General features: G+C 74.5%; 15 protein-coding genes. 10 read left to right on the forward strand and 5 right to left on the reverse strand.

Annotated elements, in window-relative coordinates; all coding sequences use genetic code 11:
- Positions 1–175: 175 nt before the first annotated feature.
- A complete protein-coding gene (locus tag AC6EI4_RS13975; RefSeq protein WP_498451812.1) occupies positions 176–541 on the forward strand; it encodes an Rv2175c family DNA-binding protein in 366 nt (121 codons plus the stop codon).
- 73 nt (positions 542–614) lie between these two features.
- Here AC6EI4_RS13975 and AC6EI4_RS13980 read toward each other — a convergent pair whose 3' ends face one another.
- On the reverse strand, positions 615–1,658 hold the full coding sequence (locus AC6EI4_RS13980; RefSeq protein ID WP_498451813.1) for a polyprenyl synthetase family protein: 1,044 nt from the start codon (positions 1,656–1,658) through the stop codon (positions 615–617).
- Between the two features lie 171 nt (positions 1,659–1,829).
- On the opposite strand from AC6EI4_RS13980, the gene metF reads away from it, so the two are divergent.
- Positions 1,830–2,765: a methylenetetrahydrofolate reductase [NAD(P)H] gene (gene metF / locus AC6EI4_RS13985; RefSeq protein WP_498451814.1), complete on the forward strand. Its 936-nt coding sequence runs from the start codon at positions 1,830–1,832 to the stop codon at positions 2,763–2,765.
- Positions 2,766–2,797: 32 nt separating this feature from the next.
- Here metF and AC6EI4_RS13990 read toward each other — a convergent pair whose 3' ends face one another.
- Genes AC6EI4_RS13990 through AC6EI4_RS14005 form a run of 4 tightly spaced genes read right to left on the reverse strand, consistent with a single transcriptional unit; the run spans position 2,798 to position 5,592 of the window.
- On the reverse strand, positions 2,798–4,099 hold the full coding sequence (locus tag AC6EI4_RS13990) for a phytoene desaturase family protein (RefSeq protein WP_498451815.1): 1,302 nt from the start codon (positions 4,097–4,099) through the stop codon (positions 2,798–2,800).
- A gap of 16 nt (positions 4,100–4,115) precedes the next feature.
- The gene (locus tag AC6EI4_RS13995) at positions 4,116–4,709 is read right to left on the reverse strand and encodes a DUF4126 domain-containing protein (protein WP_498451816.1); all 594 of its coding nucleotides are present in this window, start codon (positions 4,707–4,709) and stop codon (positions 4,116–4,118) included.
- Between the two features lies 1 nt (position 4,710).
- Positions 4,711–5,076 carry an ArsC/Spx/MgsR family protein gene (locus AC6EI4_RS14000; RefSeq protein WP_498451817.1) on the reverse strand — a complete coding sequence of 122 codons (366 nt, stop codon included), beginning with the start codon at positions 5,074–5,076 and terminating at the stop codon, positions 4,711–4,713.
- A 42-nt stretch (positions 5,077–5,118) separates the two neighbouring features.
- Entirely contained in the window at positions 5,119–5,592 is a 474-nt protein-coding gene (locus AC6EI4_RS14005; protein ID WP_498451818.1) for a YbaK/EbsC family protein, read from the reverse strand.
- Positions 5,593–5,622: 30 nt separating this feature from the next.
- Here AC6EI4_RS14005 and AC6EI4_RS14010 point away from each other — a divergent pair, with 30 nt between their 5' ends.
- The 8 genes from AC6EI4_RS14010 (at position 5,623) to AC6EI4_RS14045 (ending at position 15,044) form a co-directional block, all read left to right on the forward strand.
- Positions 5,623–6,114: a hypothetical protein gene (locus tag AC6EI4_RS14010; RefSeq protein ID WP_498451819.1), complete on the forward strand. Its 492-nt coding sequence runs from the start codon at positions 5,623–5,625 to the stop codon at positions 6,112–6,114.
- A gap of 190 nt (positions 6,115–6,304) precedes the next feature.
- Positions 6,305–6,670, forward strand: coding sequence for a DUF6504 family protein (locus AC6EI4_RS14015; RefSeq protein ID WP_498451820.1), 366 nt, complete (start codon positions 6,305–6,307; stop codon positions 6,668–6,670).
- 11 nt (positions 6,671–6,681) lie between these two features.
- Complete coding sequence (locus AC6EI4_RS14020) at positions 6,682–7,134, forward strand: SAV_6107 family HEPN domain-containing protein (RefSeq protein WP_498421839.1); 453 nt, start codon at positions 6,682–6,684, stop codon at positions 7,132–7,134.
- Between the two features lie 147 nt (positions 7,135–7,281).
- Positions 7,282–8,514 carry an endonuclease gene (locus tag AC6EI4_RS14025; RefSeq protein ID WP_498451821.1) on the forward strand — a complete coding sequence of 411 codons (1,233 nt, stop codon included), beginning with the start codon at positions 7,282–7,284 and terminating at the stop codon, positions 8,512–8,514.
- 147 nt (positions 8,515–8,661) lie between these two features.
- Complete coding sequence (locus tag AC6EI4_RS14030) at positions 8,662–12,417, forward strand: DNA polymerase III subunit alpha (protein WP_498451822.1); 3,756 nt, start codon at positions 8,662–8,664, stop codon at positions 12,415–12,417.
- A gap of 19 nt (positions 12,418–12,436) precedes the next feature.
- Positions 12,437–13,210 (forward strand): methyltransferase, encoded by a 774-nt coding sequence (locus tag AC6EI4_RS14035; protein ID WP_498451823.1) that lies wholly within the window; start codon positions 12,437–12,439, stop codon positions 13,208–13,210.
- 108 nt (positions 13,211–13,318) lie between these two features.
- Positions 13,319–14,503 carry a DNA polymerase IV gene (gene dinB, locus AC6EI4_RS14040; RefSeq protein WP_498451824.1) on the forward strand — a complete coding sequence of 395 codons (1,185 nt, stop codon included), beginning with the start codon at positions 13,319–13,321 and terminating at the stop codon, positions 14,501–14,503.
- 106 nt (positions 14,504–14,609) lie between these two features.
- Complete coding sequence (locus tag AC6EI4_RS14045; protein ID WP_498421834.1) at positions 14,610–15,044, forward strand: SCO2097 family morphological protein; 435 nt, start codon at positions 14,610–14,612, stop codon at positions 15,042–15,044.
- Positions 15,045–15,086 lie beyond the last annotated feature (42 nt).

Below are 15,086 nucleotides of genomic sequence, written 5' to 3' on the forward strand. Positions count from 1 at the left end.
CGCGGGGTCCCGAGTGGCCCCGGCCGGGGCGCGCCGGGCCGTGGTTCGACGGTAACGGTGTGACGCAAGGGATTGGGGATGCCAGTGTGGTTCGCCGATGTCGCGGTACGTCGAGGCGCATCATCGAGCCGGGGTGTGATTTCCGGGCCGCAGCCGCCGGTGGGACACTGTGCGCATGACCGCATCTCACGAAGCCGACCTCGGCGCCCTGGTCGCCGACTGGATCGACTGGGCCGAGGCCGCCCGCGAGCTCGGCGTGAGCGTCGGCAAGGTCCGCACGATGATCCGCGAGCACGAGCTGGCCGCCGCCGTCCCGGTCGAGGGCGAGGGCCAGAAGATCCCGGCCGACTTCCTCCAGGACGGCCTCGTCGTCAAGGGGCTGCCGGGGCTGCTGACCATGCTGCACGACGGTCACTTCGACGACCGCGAGTGCATCGAGTGGATCTTCACCGACCTCGACCTGCCCGGGCGCCCGATTGACGCGCTGCGCGAGAACCGCGGCTCGGAGGTCAAGCGGCGCGCGCAGGCGATGGCGCTCTGAGCCGACCCGGCTGAGCCCCCGATCCGGCTGAAGGGCCGACCCGGCTGAGGGGCCGGCCGGGACCGGTCGCGTCTCAGACGGCCCGGTCGGTCGCCGCGGCGGCCAGGGCGCGCAGCGCCGTACGCGCCTGCTCGTCGGCGCTCGCCCGGTCCAGCGCCGCGATCGAGATCCGCACCAGCTCGGAGATCACCGCCTCCACCTGGGTCCGCGCGCCGGCGTCGTCGATGATCTCGCGCAGCTCCTGCACCTGCGCCGCGTCGAGGGCGGTGCCCAGGGCCCGGTCGAGCACCTGTGCCCGGGCGGCGGGTGCCTCGTCCAGCGCGAGTGCGACCAGGACCGTGCGCTTGCCCTCCACCAGGTCGTCGCCGGCGGGCTTGCCCGTCGTCTCGGGGTCGCCGAACACGCCCAGCAGGTCGTCGCGCAGCTGGAAGGCCTCGCCCAGGGGCAGCCCGAACGCGCCCAGGGCGGCGAGCTGCTCCTCGTCGGCCCCGGCCAGGGCGGCGCCGATGTGCAGCGGGCGCTCGATGGAGTACTTCGCCGACTTGTAGCGCAGCACGGTCATCGCGGTGTCCACGTCGGCGCGTCCGCGCGCCTGCACGGACACGTCGAGGAACTGCCCGGCGACCACCTCGGAGCGGCACAGGTCGAAGACGTCGAGGGCGGGCGCCACGTCGGTGATCGGCAGCCCGCAGCGGCGCAGCAGCTCGTCGGCCCAGGTCAGCAGCAGGTCGCCGAGCAGGATCGCGGCCGCGGCGCCGTACTGCAGGGGGTTGCCGGTCCAGCCCTGCGCGCGGTGCTCGCTCTCGAAGGCGCGATGCGTCGCGGGCCGCCCGCGGCGGGTGTCGGAGGCGTCCATCAGGTCGTCGTGGACCAGGGCGCTGGCGTGCAGCAGCTCCAGGGCCGCGCAGGCGCGCAGCAGGGCCTTCTCGTCGGGGACGTCCGGGCGCACCGCCCGGTAACCCCACCAGCAGAACGCCGCGCGCAGGCGCTTGCCGCCGGCCACGCAGGTGCGGGCCTCGGCGATCAGCCGGGCGGCGTCGTCACCCAGCGGCGCCAGGCGGGTGACCTGCTCGTCGAGGAACTCCTCGAGCGTCTCCTGGATCTGCGCGCTGAACACGGCCGCGTCCCAGGTGGGCGGCACAGTTGTGGGCGGCACAGAAGTGGGAGGCACAGCATCGGCGGGGGCGGGCTGAGCCGACTCGGGCTCGGACACTGGCGAGGTCACCTTGATGAGACTAGCCAGTGGACGGTGCCGGGAACGGGAGGGGGCCGAACCTACAATCGCGCCATGGTCGATGCAGCTGCAGGTGGTCCCGAGAAGAGCCGAGCGGGTGCCCCGGCGGGCGGGAGCGTCCGCAGCATCGGCGAGCTGATCCGCGAGGGGGAGCGGTCGATCTCCTTCGAGTTCTTCCCTCCCAAGGACGAGGCCGGCGTCGAGCAGCTGTGGCGCGCGATCCGCGAGCTCGAGCCCTATCAGCCGACCTTCGTCTCGGTCACCTACGGCGCGGGCGGCACCACCCGCGACACCACCGTGCAGATCACCGGTCGGATCGCGCGCGAGACGTCGCTGCGGGCGATGGGGCACCTGACCTGCGTGGGGCACACCCGAGCGGACCTGGCCGAGATCGTGCGGGCCTACGCCGACGCCGGCGTGCGCAACATCCTGGCGCTGCGCGGAGACCCCCAGGACGGGCCGAGCGCCCCGTGGACGCCGACCGAGGGCGGGCTGACGCACGCCGTCGAGCTGGTCGAGCTGTGCCACGAGCTCGGCGACTTCTGCGTCGGAGTGGCGGCCTTCCCCGAGGGCCACCCGTCGGCGGAGTCGCTCGAGCACGACGCCCGGGTGCTGGCCGACAAGGCGCGCGCCGGCGCCGACTTCGCGGTCTCCCAGCTCTTCTTCCGCGCCGAGGACTACTTCTCGCTGGTGGAGCGGGTGCGGGCGCTGGGCGTCGACATCCCGATCCTGCCGGGCATCATGCCGATCACGAACGCGGGCCAGATCAAGCGGATGGCCGAGCTCTCGGGCGCCGCGCTGCCCGACGAGGTGACGTCGCGACTGGCCGCGGCCCAGGACCCCGCCGAGGTCCGCCGCGTCGGCGTCCAGATCGCCACCGAGCTGTGCCAGCAGCTGCTCGCCGGGGGAGCCCCGGGGCTGCACTTCTACACGCTGAATCGGTCGCGGGCGACGTTGGAGATCTTCGAGGCGCTGCGGATCACGGTCTAGCCGGGCTCACGCGTCGGCGTGCGCAGGCACGCTCAGGCGGGCCCGACCCGCTGGGCGACCAGCGCCGCGGAGAGGCCGACGAAGGGCAGGCCCGAGCCGGGGGTGGCGTGCGCGCCCGCGGCGTAGACCCCCGCCACGGGCGTCGTCGGACCGAGCCGGGCACGGACGGTGCCCCGGCCCTGCCACAGCAGCCCGAGCGGGGAGCCTCCCCACCGCTCGACGAGGTCGCGCGGCGAGCGGTCCACGCGCACCACCACCTGCTCGCGCACGTCGATGCCGTGGCGGGCCAGCGCGTCGAGGATGTCCTCGGCCAGCCTGCCGCGCCCGTGCACGGTCCAGGCGGAGCCCCCCTCGGGGGCCTGGCCGCCGGTGCGCACCACCAGCGTCGGATCGCCGTGCAGCACGACCTCGGCGCCGAGGTCGGGGACCTCCCCGCGCAGCCCGACGTGGCACACCACCGGGGGGATCGCGGGCATGGTGCGCCGGACGTGGACGGCGAGCGCGGGCAGCCGGCGCGGGTCGATCGCGCAGACCACGACGTCGGCGTCGAGGTCGCCGGCGGAGGTGGCCACCGCGACGGCCCGGCCCTCGCGCACGACGACGTCGCGGGCCTCGGTCCCGCTCAGCACGGTGACGCCCCGGGTGGCCAGCCGCTCGGTGAGCGCCTGCGAGAGGCGGGCCATCCCGCCGGGGACCGTCCAGGCGCCGAAGCGCTGCTGCAGGTAGGAGGTGAGGCCGAGCCAGGCCGGCGTGTTGCGCAGGTCGTGCCCGTCCGCGACCAGGTCGTGCCCGGCGACCAGGCGCAGCCGCTCGTCGCGCAGGCTGCGGCGCAGCCGCCGGTGCATCATCTCGCGGCTCTCGAGCAGCGCTCGGGCCTCGGAGCTGGCCAGGGCGGCATCGAAGGGGCGCTCGAGGTAGTCGCGGCGCAGCAGGTCCCAGACCGCGGCGTACGACGCGACGTAGGTGCACCACTGCTCGCCGAGCCCGGGCGCGAGGGCGTCGAAGGCGTGCAGCTGCGCGGCGCGCGAGCCGCCGTGCAGCGCCACGCTGGTGCCGTCCTCGAAGCGGTGCTCGCGGACCACCTCGCGCCCGAGGAGCTCCAGCTCGCGCTCGAGGGGGCGTCCGGACTTGCGGAAGAGGTCGCGCAGCACGGCCGGCAGCAGCGTGTACGTCGGGCCGGCGTCCCAGGTGTAGCCCTGCTCGTGGACCGATGACAGAGCGCCCCCGAGGGCCTGGCCCCGCTCGACGAGGGTGACCTCGTGTCCGAGCTTGGCGAGTCGTGCCGCCGAGGCCAACCCACCGAAGCCGCCACCGACCACCACCGCACGCGCCATGGCGTGCACCTTAGACCTAGACGAGCTGCGCCCTGGCGGCCCGCCGGGCCTTCCAGCGCTGCCAGCCCCGGCGCACGAGCTTGGCCAGGAACCAGGTCAGCACCAGGCCGAGGACGAGCAGGACGGCCGCGACCGCGGCGGCCGCGCGCGGGTGCTGGATCGCGAACCACACCACGGCCAGCACCGCGACGTCCTCGAGGATGCTCACCACGATGTTGCTGGCCGGCTCGGGCGAGGAGTTCACCGCCAGCCGGGTGCCGGCCTTCACCGCGTGCGAGGCCAGCGCCGTGGCGCCGCCGACGGTGCCGGAGACGGCCTGGCCGAGGGAGTCGGCGTCGCCCGCGAGCAGCACCCCGATCACCGCGCCGACGGTGGGCCGGATGGTCGTGGACACGGCGTCCCAGGTGGAGTCGAGCCAGGGGATCTTGTCGGCCACGAACTCGAGGGAGTAGAGCGCCAGGGCCAGCGCGAGGACGTCCCAGCGGGCGAGCACGTCGGGGACCTGCTCCAGTCCGCCGACCCGGTCGGCGACGCCCAGGACCAGGACCACGAGGTAGGCGTTGACGCCGCTCGCCCAGCCGCTGGAGAAGGCCAGGGACAGCGACTCCACGTCAGTGGCCCCCGATCTCCGCGTCGATGACGGCGTTCAGCGACTCGGGGTCGCGGCCGACCACCGTGGTGCCGTCGGAGGCGGTCAGGATCGGGCGCTGCAGGGCCCGGGGGTGCGCGGCCAGCGCGGCGAGCCACTGCGCGCGGTGCCCGGCGTCGCGGGGCAGGTCGATGCCGGCCTCGCGGGCCTCCTTGGAGCGGGCCACGTCCCAGGGCTCCAGCCCGAGTCGGTCGAGCACGGCCGCCAGCTCGTCGGCGCTGGGCGGATCGTCGAGGTAGCGGCGCACGGTGTAGTCGACGCCGGCCTCATCGAGCGTCGCCTGCGCCGTGCGGCACTTCGCGCAGGCGGGGTTGATCCAGATCTCCATGCGGGCCTTCCTGTCAGGTGGCGATGTCGGAGTGCGGTGACGCTAGTCGACGTCGATCTCGACCGCACCGGTCATCGCGACCAGCTCCTCGAACGTCGTGGAGAAGACGGCCGAGGGGTGGCCGGCGGCCGCCCACACCACGTCGTACCTGCGCAACCAGGAGTCCACGGCCGTCGGGATCGGGGCCGGGTGCGCGAACGGCGAGACCCCGCCGATCACCTGGCCGGTGTGCCGGCGGACGAAGTCGGGGGAGGCGCGGCGCAGCCGGTCGTGACCCAGTCGCGCGGCGGTGCGGGTGGTGTCGACGCGGTGGGCGCCGGAGGTGAGCACCAGCACCGGGCGGCCGTCGGCGTCGAAGAGCAGGCTGTTGGCGATCGCTCCCACCTCGCACCCGAGCGCCTCGGCGGCCAGCGCGGCGGTGTGGACCGCGTCGGGGAGCACGACGATCTCGCCGGACCCGCCGCGGCGCCGGTGCTCTTCGCGAAAACGGGTGATCGCGGGGTGCTCGCTCGGCATACTTCGACCCTAACGACACGAGGGAGCCTGATGAGCCGACGACCCACCGGGCAGATGCTGCGACGACTGCCGGGGCTCGGGCGGCTGGCGCCGGTGCGGATCGGGACGGCGCTGCTCCTCGCCCAGATCGTCCTGCTCGGCGTGGCGGTGGCGCTCACCGCGGCGCTGCGCGAGGAGCTGGTGGAGGTCTGGGCCGGGCGCAACCCGACGGCACGCGAGATCCTCGCCGACGGTGGCGTTCCGGCGATCGAGGAGAGCGCGCTGCAGGTGCCGGCCTTCGTGCCGGTGGCGGTCGTGCTGTTCCTGGTGATGGCGCCGCTGATCGGGGTCCTGCTGGCGTTCTGGCGTCACCAGGCCACGTGGTCGCGCAGCGCGCTGACCTCGCTGGCGGGCTTCGGGATCGTGGCGGCGGTGATCGGGCTGCGGGCCGATCCGCCCACGGTGCTCGCCGTGGTCGCCTGGCTCTCGATCGCGCTGTACGTCGCGCTGCTGCCCTGCCTGTGGCACCCCGAGGCCCCCTGAGGCCGAGCGGCTCTGCGCTCCCGCCCGGCGGCGCGCCGGGGGGTTGACGTCCTGTCGGTGGTGCGGTGTACCGTGGCGTTGTTCGAACACGCGTTCGAACAACGGGCCCGGTGGGGGCGACCTCGACCCCCGCCCCCTCCGGGCCCTCCGGGGTCGAGACCGGTGCGGGGTGGCGACGAAGGAGCGAGGCATGCGGCGTTACGACGACCCGGTGGAGGTCCGCAAGGGGCCGGTGGGAGGCCCGGGCTCGACGCTCGAGGGGCCCGAGCAGTTCCTCTGGCACGGCCGGCTGTGGAAGGTCAGCGACGTCATCGCGCACTGGGTGGAGACCGGCCCGTGGTGGCAGTCCGCGGGGGTGCGGGCGGTGATCGGCTCCGAGGAGTCCCGGGTCCCGGCCGACGGGGCGCTGCTGGCGCCCGACCTGCTCCGCGAGCGGGAGCTCTGGCGGGTGGAGGCCGGTCGCGGCGTGGCGACCGGCGGAGCGGGCCGGGGCGTCTTCGACCTGGCCTTCGACTGGGCCGACGGCGGCTGGCGCCTTGTCGGCTGTGTGGACTGAGGCGGCCCGCGATGCTCGAGGTCAGCCCCTACTCCCTGCCCGCGACCACCCACTCCTACCTCGCCCGCTCGGCCGAGTCGCTGCAGGAGGCGATCACCGCCGCCGACGTGCCGACCCGCTACGCCTGCGCGCACGTCTCGGCGCTGCGTGCCGCCGCCGCGCTGCTCGCCGCCCGGGCCCTGCCGGTCGCGAGCCGGCGGCGTCAGCAGAAGAACGCCTGGGTGCTGCTCGCCGAGGTGGCTCCCGAGCTGCGGGAGTGGGCCGCCTTCTTCGCGGCCGGCGCCGGCAAGCGCGCCGCCGCCGAGGCCGGCTCGACGCGGGCGGTGACCGAGCGTGAGGCCGACGACCTGGTCCGCGACGCCGACCGGTTCCTCGCGGTCGTGGAGTCGGCGCTCGGCCTGATGCCGCACGTGCCGCTCCCCGCCCGTGCGGTGGCTCCGGTCCGGCGCTCCGGGGTCGCCTGAACCTCTGAGGCGGGGCGGTTGTTGCGCCCGTGAGAAGAAGGCGAGAACACGGGGTTTCGGGTCTGGACGCCGAGCCCGCGGGGCGTCAGGCTGCGGGGGCCCGGCGCCCCGCCGGGCACTTCGTCGTCCTCTCCTGATCGGAGCCTCATGCCCCCCAGTCTCGGGTTGCGTCGCCGTCGTGCGGCGCAGGTGCTCTCCCTGTTCCTCCTCATCCCCCTGCTGGCGCTCGCGCCCGCCACCCCGCTCACCGCCCCTCTCCAGGGCGACTCGACGGGGCAGACCGCCCAGGCCGCCACGCCGATCACGGTGGCCGCGGCCCGCGCCACCCAGAACGGCTCGGTCGCCACCGTCCGGGGCTACGTCGTCGGGCAGCCGACCGCCTCCACGACGGTGGTGCGCAGCGGGTTCCCCAGCGACTACGCGCTGGCGATCGCCGACACCGCCGGTGTCACCGACACCACCAAGATGCTCTACGTCCAGATCCCCAGCGCCCTGCGCTCCGGGTGGGGCCTGAAGACCAACCCCGCCCTGTTGGGGCGCCAGATCGACGTGACCGGCGCGCTCGCGGCGTACTTCTCGCGCCCGGGCCTGACCAGCGCGACGGCGTTCGCCTTCGCCGGCGGCACCGGTGGGGACGGCGGCTCCGGCGGTGGGCAGACGCCTCCGCCGGCCACCGGCGGCTCGACGGACTACGACGCCACCTACTACGCCGCCGCGCTCGGCAAGAGCGGCGCGGCGCTGGAGTCGGCGCTGCACACCATCATCTCCCGCGGCGTCACCAAGCTCTCCTACGACGCGGTGTGGAACGCACTCAAGGTCACCGACCAGGACCCGTCGAACTCGGCCAACATCCGCACCCTCTACAGCGGGCTCTCGATGGCGAAGTCCAACAACGGCGGCGGGGTCACCCAGTGGAACCGCGAGCACGTCTGGGCCAAGTCCCACGGCGACTTCGGGACCGCCACCGGCCCGGGCACCGACCTGCACCACCTGCGCCCCGAGGACGTGAGCGTCAACTCCGCGCGCGGCAACCTCGACTTCGACGCCGGTGGCACCCAGAACTCCGAGGCGCCGGGCAACTACGCCGACGCCGACTCCTGGGAGCCCCGCAACGCCGTCAAGGGTGACGTGGCGCGGATGATCTTCTTCATGTCGGTGCGCTACGAGGGTGGCGACGGGTTCCCCGACCTCGAGGTCAACAACGTGGTCGGCAACGGCACCGCGCCGCTGCACGGCAAGCTCTCGGTGCTGCTGCAGTGGAACGCCCAGGACCCGCCGGACGCCTTCGAGAGGCGCCGCAACGACGTCATCTACGAGACCTACCAGCGCAACCGCAACCCGTTCATCGACCACCCGGAGTGGGCCGAGGCCATCTGGTGATCGCGCCCGGGTGCTGAGCGGGCGCGCCGGCGGCGTCCGGAAGCCCCCGCTTGACGCCTCCCTCGGGGCCGGGGCTATCGTTGACCTGTTCGAACAGACGTTCGAGTCAGTCAGGGGTCGAGCCGACTGTCCAGGAGGCGGCCCCCCATGCCCGACCCGTTCCCGCACCTGCACGTGGCCTCCGGCTACTCCCTGCAGTACGGCGCGTCCCACCCGCACACGCTCGTCGAGCGGGCGGCCGAGCACGGGATGGACACCCTCGCGCTGACCGACCGGGACGGGACCTACGGCGCGGTGAAGTTCGCCAAGGCGTGCCTGGCCGGCGGGATCCGCCCCCTCCTGGGGGTGGATCTCGCCGTCGCCCCGCTGGACGCCCGCTGGGCGGGGCCGGGGGAGGAGGCGGCGCCGCCCACGCCCCTGCGGACCCCCGTGCGCGGCGGCGCCCACCGCGACCCCCGGCTGCCGCGGGTGACGCTCCTGGCCGTCGGCCGGTCCGGGTGGGCGCGGGTCTGCCGGCTGGTCTCGGCCACCCACCTGGCCGGCGAGCGGGGGAAGCCGGTGGCGACCCTCGACCTGCTCGCCCCCCACCTCGCCTCCGGTGAGGTGATGGTGCTGCTCGGGCCGGGCTCCGAGGTCGGCCGGGCGATCGCCAGTCGTCGCGACGACCTGGCGCTGAGGACCCTGGCCGCGTGGCAGGCGGTGGTGCCGCGCGAGAGCCTGCTCGTCGAGCTGGTCTCGCACCGGCTGCCCGCCGGCCGGGCCGGCTGGGGGCCGGGCAGCTCCCCGCACGCCGCCCGGATGGCCGGGGTGGCGCGCCGGGCGGGCGTGCCCACGGTGCTGTCCAACGCGGTGCGCTACGCCGATCGCCGCGACGCCCCGACCGTCGACGTCCTCGACGCCGCCCGACGGCTGGTCGCGCTGGACCGCCGCCACGTCGACCGGGTCAACGCCGAGGGGTTCCTCAAGTCCGGCAAGCAGATGGCCGAGGTCGCCGAGGAGGTGGTCCGCCTGGCCGGGCTGGGCAGCGACCCGGTGCGCGAGGCCCGCGCGCTGCTGGCCCGCACCCGCGCGGTGGCCGACCGCTGCGCCCTGGACCCGCGCGCCGACCTCGGGCTGGGCGAGGTGCACTTCCCGGAGTTCCGGCTGGCGTCCGCGGGACCGGGCCTGGACCCGGCCGTGGCGAGCGCGGACGGGCTGCTGCGCGCGCGCTGCGAGGCGGCGATCGGCGCCCGCTACGGGTCGGCGCCGCGCCAGCGGATCTGGAAGCGCCTCGACGACGAGCTCGAGACGATCCGGCGGCTGGGCTACGCGTCGTACTTCCTGACCGTCGGCGACGTCACCGACCTGATCCGCGAGATGGGGGTGCGCTGCGCCGCCCGCGGGTCGGGCGCCGGCAGCCTGGTCAACTACCTGCTCGGGATCTCCGGGGTCGACCCGATCCGGCACGGCCTGCTGATGGAGCGCTTCCTCTCCCCGCTGCGCCGGGCGCTGCCCGACATCGACGTCGACGTCGAGTCCGCGCGCCGGCTCGAGGTCTACGAGGCGATCCTGGCGCGGTACGGCGGGGAGCGCTGCGTGTGCGTGTCGATGATGGACACCTACCGCGTGCGCCACGCCGTACGCGACGTCGGGGCCGCCCTGGGCATGCCGCCGGCGGAGACCGACGCGATCGCCAAGGCGTTCCCGCACATCCGGGCCCGCGACGCGCGGGCGGCGCTGCGCGAGCTGCCCGAGCTGCGCGCCAGCGGGCTGGGCCAGGAGCGCCTGGACCTGCTCTTCGGCCTCGTCGAGCGCCTCGACGGGCTGCCGCGCCACGTCGCGGTGCATCCGTGCGGGGTGCTGCTCTCGGACGCGACCCTGCTCGACCGGACGCCGGTGGAGGCGAGCTTCGCCGGCTTCCCGATGAGCCAGTTCGACAAGGACGACGTCGAGGACCTCGGCCTGCTCAAGCTCGACGTGCTCGGCATCCGGATGCAGTCCGCGATGGCCCACGCGGTGGCCGAGATCAAGCGGGTGGACGACCGGGAGGTCGACCTCGACGACGAGCGGCAGGTGCCCTTCGACGACCCGGTCACCTACGACCTGATCAGCTCGGCGAAGACCCTCGGCGTCTTCCAGATCGAGTCGCCCGGCCAGCGCGAGCTGGTCGGCAAGTCCGGGATCGAGTGCTTCGAGGACGTCATCACCGACATCTCGCTGTTCCGGCCCGGGCCGGTCAAGAGCGACATGATCCGGCCCTACCTCGAGGCCAAGCAGGGCTGGCGGGCGGCGTCGTACCTGCACGACGACCTGCGCCCGATCCTGGGACAGACCCGCGGCGTGGTGGTCTTCCACGAGCAGGTCATCGAGATGATCGCGCTCTTCGCCGGGATCGGCTACGCCGAGGCCGACGAGCGGCGCCGGGCGCTGGGGGACCCCGAGGGGATGGCCGACACCCGGCTGTGGTTCTTCCCGCGGGCCCTGGCCCGCGGCTACCCGCTGGCGGTGGTGGAGCGGGTCTGGGAGGTGCTGGCGTCCTTCGCGTCGTTCGGGTTCTGCAAGGCGCACGCGGCGGCGTTCGCGCTGCCGACCTTCCAGTCGGCGTGGCTCAAGGCGCACTGGCCGGCGCACTTCCTGGCCGGCGTGCTGACCCACGACCCGGGGATGTACCCCAAGCGGCTGATCCTCGACGACGCCCGCCAGCTCGGGATCACCGTCCTCGGCCTCGACGTGCAGGCCAGCGACCGGGCCTACACGGTGGAGCGGATCGGGGCCGGGCCCGCCGGCCCAGACGGGCAGGCCGAGCAGGGCGGGGACGGCGAGCCGGCCGGGTACGGCATCCGGCTCGCGCTCGCGGAGGTGAAGGGGATCAGCGAGGCGGAGGTCGACCGGATCGTCGCGGCCCGGCCCTACCACTCGCTCGCCGACCTGTGGCACCGCGCGCGGCCCTCGCGGCCGGTCCTCGAGCGGCTGGTGCTCGCGGGCGCCCTCGACTCGGTCTACGGGATCGGCGTCGGCGAGGGCGCGAGCGGCGCGGGAGCCGGCGAGGTGCACCGGCGCGGCCGGATCACCCGACGCGACCTGCTGCTGCAGGTGGCCGAGCTCGAGCGGCAGGACCGGGCGCTGGCGCGCTCGACGCGCGGACGCCGCCGGCCGGTGGCGGCCGGGCACGCCGTCGGGGTGCGCGACCTCGCGGCCGCCCAGTCCCGGGCGACCCGGGCGCCGGACCCGGTCTCGTCGGTGCAGCTGACCCTCGAGCTGGGGGACGCGCCGGGGGAGGGGGAGCCCAGCGGCCTGCCCGAGATGAGCCCCGAGGAGCGGATGCGCGCCGAGCTGGAGGTGCTCGGGCTGGACGCCAGCCGGCACGTGATGGACACCTACGCCGCCTTCCTCGACGAGCTCGAGGTGGTGCGCAGCAAGGATCTGCTGACCCGGCGCAGCCGCAGCGAGATCCTGGTGGCCGGGGTCAAGGTGGCCACCCAGACCCCGCCGATCCGCTCCGGGCGGCGGGTGGTCTTCCTGACCGTCGACGACTCCACCGGCCCGGTCGACGCGACGTTCTTCGAGGACGCCCAGGGGCCCTACGCGAGGACGGTCTTCCACTCCTGGCTGCTCCTCGTGCGCGGCGAGCTGCGCCGTACCGGCCGGCGGGGCGTCTCGCTGCGGGCCACCGGGTGCTGGGAGCTGCCCGAGCTGTTCGGGCTGTGGCAGGCGGCGCCGACGTCCGCGCAGGGGATCGAGGCGGTGCGGGCGGCGATGGCGGTCACCCCCGCCGGGTCGGGGGAGGCGCCCGGTCCGCGGCGGGTGCTGGTCCACTCCAGCGGGTTCACGATGTCTCCCTACGCCGACATCAAGCCGGCCGGCGAGGAGACCAGGAACGTCGCCCGCAAGCTGTGGCACCGCAGCCCCGGGAGTCCCGGATGAGCACACTAGGGTGGTGCCCATGCCAGTCAGCGGGCCCGCGATGGGATCAGCCAGCGAACGACGCAGCGCCGCACGTACGGCGGTCGTGTGGGAGGCACTGGGAGACGTGCTGCCCGACCTCCGTGCCGATGGCTCCGGTGCGGATGGCTCCGGTGCGCTCGACGTGCTCGACATCGGGGGCGGCACCGGAGGGTTCGCGGTCGGCGTCGCCGGCCTCGGGCACCGGGTCGCCGTGGTGGACCCCAGCCCCGACGCCCTGGCCGCCCTCACCCGCCGGGCTGCCGAGAGCGGCGTGGCCGACCGGATCACCGGCCAGCAGGGCGACCTCTCGGCGCTGCTCGACGTGCGTGCGCCCGCCAGCGCCGACGTGGTGCTGTGCCACGGGGTCCTGGAGTACGTCGACGACCCGGCCGCGGCGCTCGGCATCCTCACCTCGGTGCTGCGTCCCGGCGGGGTGCTCAGCCTCCTGGTCGCCCAGCGGCACGCCGCCGTCGTGGCTCGGGCGATGGCCGGCCACTTCCAGCAGGCCCACGCGCTGCTCGACGAGACCGAGGCGACCGGCCGCTCGGGACGGCGCTTCACCCACGACGAGATCGTGCCGCTGCTCGTCTCCGCCGGCTTCGACGTCACCGGCGTGCACGGCGTACGCGTGTTCGCCGACCTCGTTCCCGGCTCCCTGCTCGACCTCGAGCCGGGTGCGGCCCAGTCGCTGGTCGACCTCGAGCAGGCCGTCGCCGGCCGTCCCGAGTTCTTCCCCCTCGCCGCTCAGCTGCACCTGCTCGCCCGCCGCTGAGGCCGGCGTACGGAGGGCGCCGTTTGGTCACAGACGGCGTCTCCGCGGGCCTTCTGGTCGCCGTTTGGTCCCCAACGGCGGGCCTGGACGCGACGCCGGAGGCCCCCGATGACCGACCCCTCGACCGACTGCCCGGTGCTCCACGTCGACATGGACGCCTTCTACGCCTCGGTCGCGACGCGGGACCGGCCGGAGCTGGCCGAGGTCCCGGTCATCGTGGGAGGTGGGCACCGCGGGGTGGTGCTGTCGGCCAACTACCTCGCCCGCGAGTACGGCGTGCGCTCGGCGCTGCCGATGACCCGCGCCCGGCGGCTGTGCCCGCAGGCGGTGGTGATCGCGCCGGACTTCGAGCTGTTCGGGCGGGTGTCGTCGTCGGTGATGGAGAACTTCCGGCGGGTCACGCCGTTGGTGGAGACGCTCTCCCTCGACGAGGGCTTCCTCGACGTGCGGGGGAGCACCCGCCGGTTGGGCTCGCCCCTGCAGATCGCCGAGCAGTTGCGGGCCACCATCCACGACGAGCAGGGCATCACCTGCTCGGTCGGCGTCGCGGCCTCGCCCTCGGTGGCCAAGATCGCGAGCCGCCGGGCCAAGCCGGACGGGGTGGTGGTGGTCCCGCCCGCGACGCTCACCTCGTTCCTGCACCCCCTCGACGTCGGAGAGCTGTGGGGGGTGGGGGAGAAGACCCGCGCGCAGCTGCACCGGCTGGGCCTCTTCACGGTGGGGGACATCGCCCACACCCCCGTGCGCACGCTGCAGCGGGCGGTGGGGGCGGCCACCGGGAGCCACCTGCACGAGCTCGCCTGGGGCACGGACCGGCGCACGATCACGCCGCGGCGCGGTGACGAGGACCCCGAGCGCAGCATGGGCGCCGACGAGACCTTCGCCCGCGACACCGACGACCGGGAGGTGATCGTGCGCGAGGTGCTCCGGCTGTCGGCGAAGGTGGCCGGGCGCATGCGCGGCGCCGGGGTGGCCGGCCGGACGGTCACCCTGCGGGTCCGGTTCGCCGACTTCACCACGATCACCCGCTCGCGCACCCTCTCCGAGCACACCGACGTCACCCAGGAGATCTACCGCACCGCCACCCGCCTGTACGACGCGCTCGGCCTGCAGCGGGCCAGGATCCGGCTGGTCGGGGTCCGGGTGGAGGGGCTGGTGCCCCGCGGTGAGGTCCAGCGCCAGCTCGTCCTGGGGGAGCGTGAGCGCGGCTGGTCCGAAGCCGACCGTGCGGTGGATCGTGCGACCCGTCGGTTCGGGCCCGCCGCGGTCCGTCCCGCCAGCCTGTTGTCATGAATTTCCGACGCCGCGCTACCGCCGTGCCCACCCCCTGCCTAGACTGTCCGAAGACGCCGTGGCGTCGTCGAATGACCCACAGCGCGGATTGATCCGGGGAGGAATCGTGCCGCTCTCGGAAGAGGAGCTCCGACTGCTCGAGCAGATGGAGCGTGCCCTGGTCGAAGAGGACCCCAAGTTCGCGTCGACACTGCGGGGCAGCTCGCTGCGCCATGCCGCTCGACGTCGAGCGATCCTGGCGGGAGTCGGCTTCGTGGCCGGCATCGCGGTGCTGATGGCCGGGGCCATCCTCCAGGTCACTCCGCTGGGCATCGTCGGCTTCGTCATCATGCTCGCGGCGGCCACCATCGGCGTGTCCGCGCTGCGCCAACGACCTGCCGCCGAGCCCATGGGCATGACGGTCCAGGAGGGGCGTCACGGGTTCACCGTCATCGAGGGCGGTCGCTCCCGACGCCGGGGGCGTTCCTCGTCGCGTGGCTCCGGCTCCTTCATGGAGCGCATGGAGGAGCGGTGGCGCCGTCGCCGCGAGCGGGGCTTCTGACCGGCTCCGCCCGGTCCACCGACTACCGGCAGATCGACTACC

It is taken from the genome of Nocardioides sp. Z43_10, assembly GCF_059766615.1.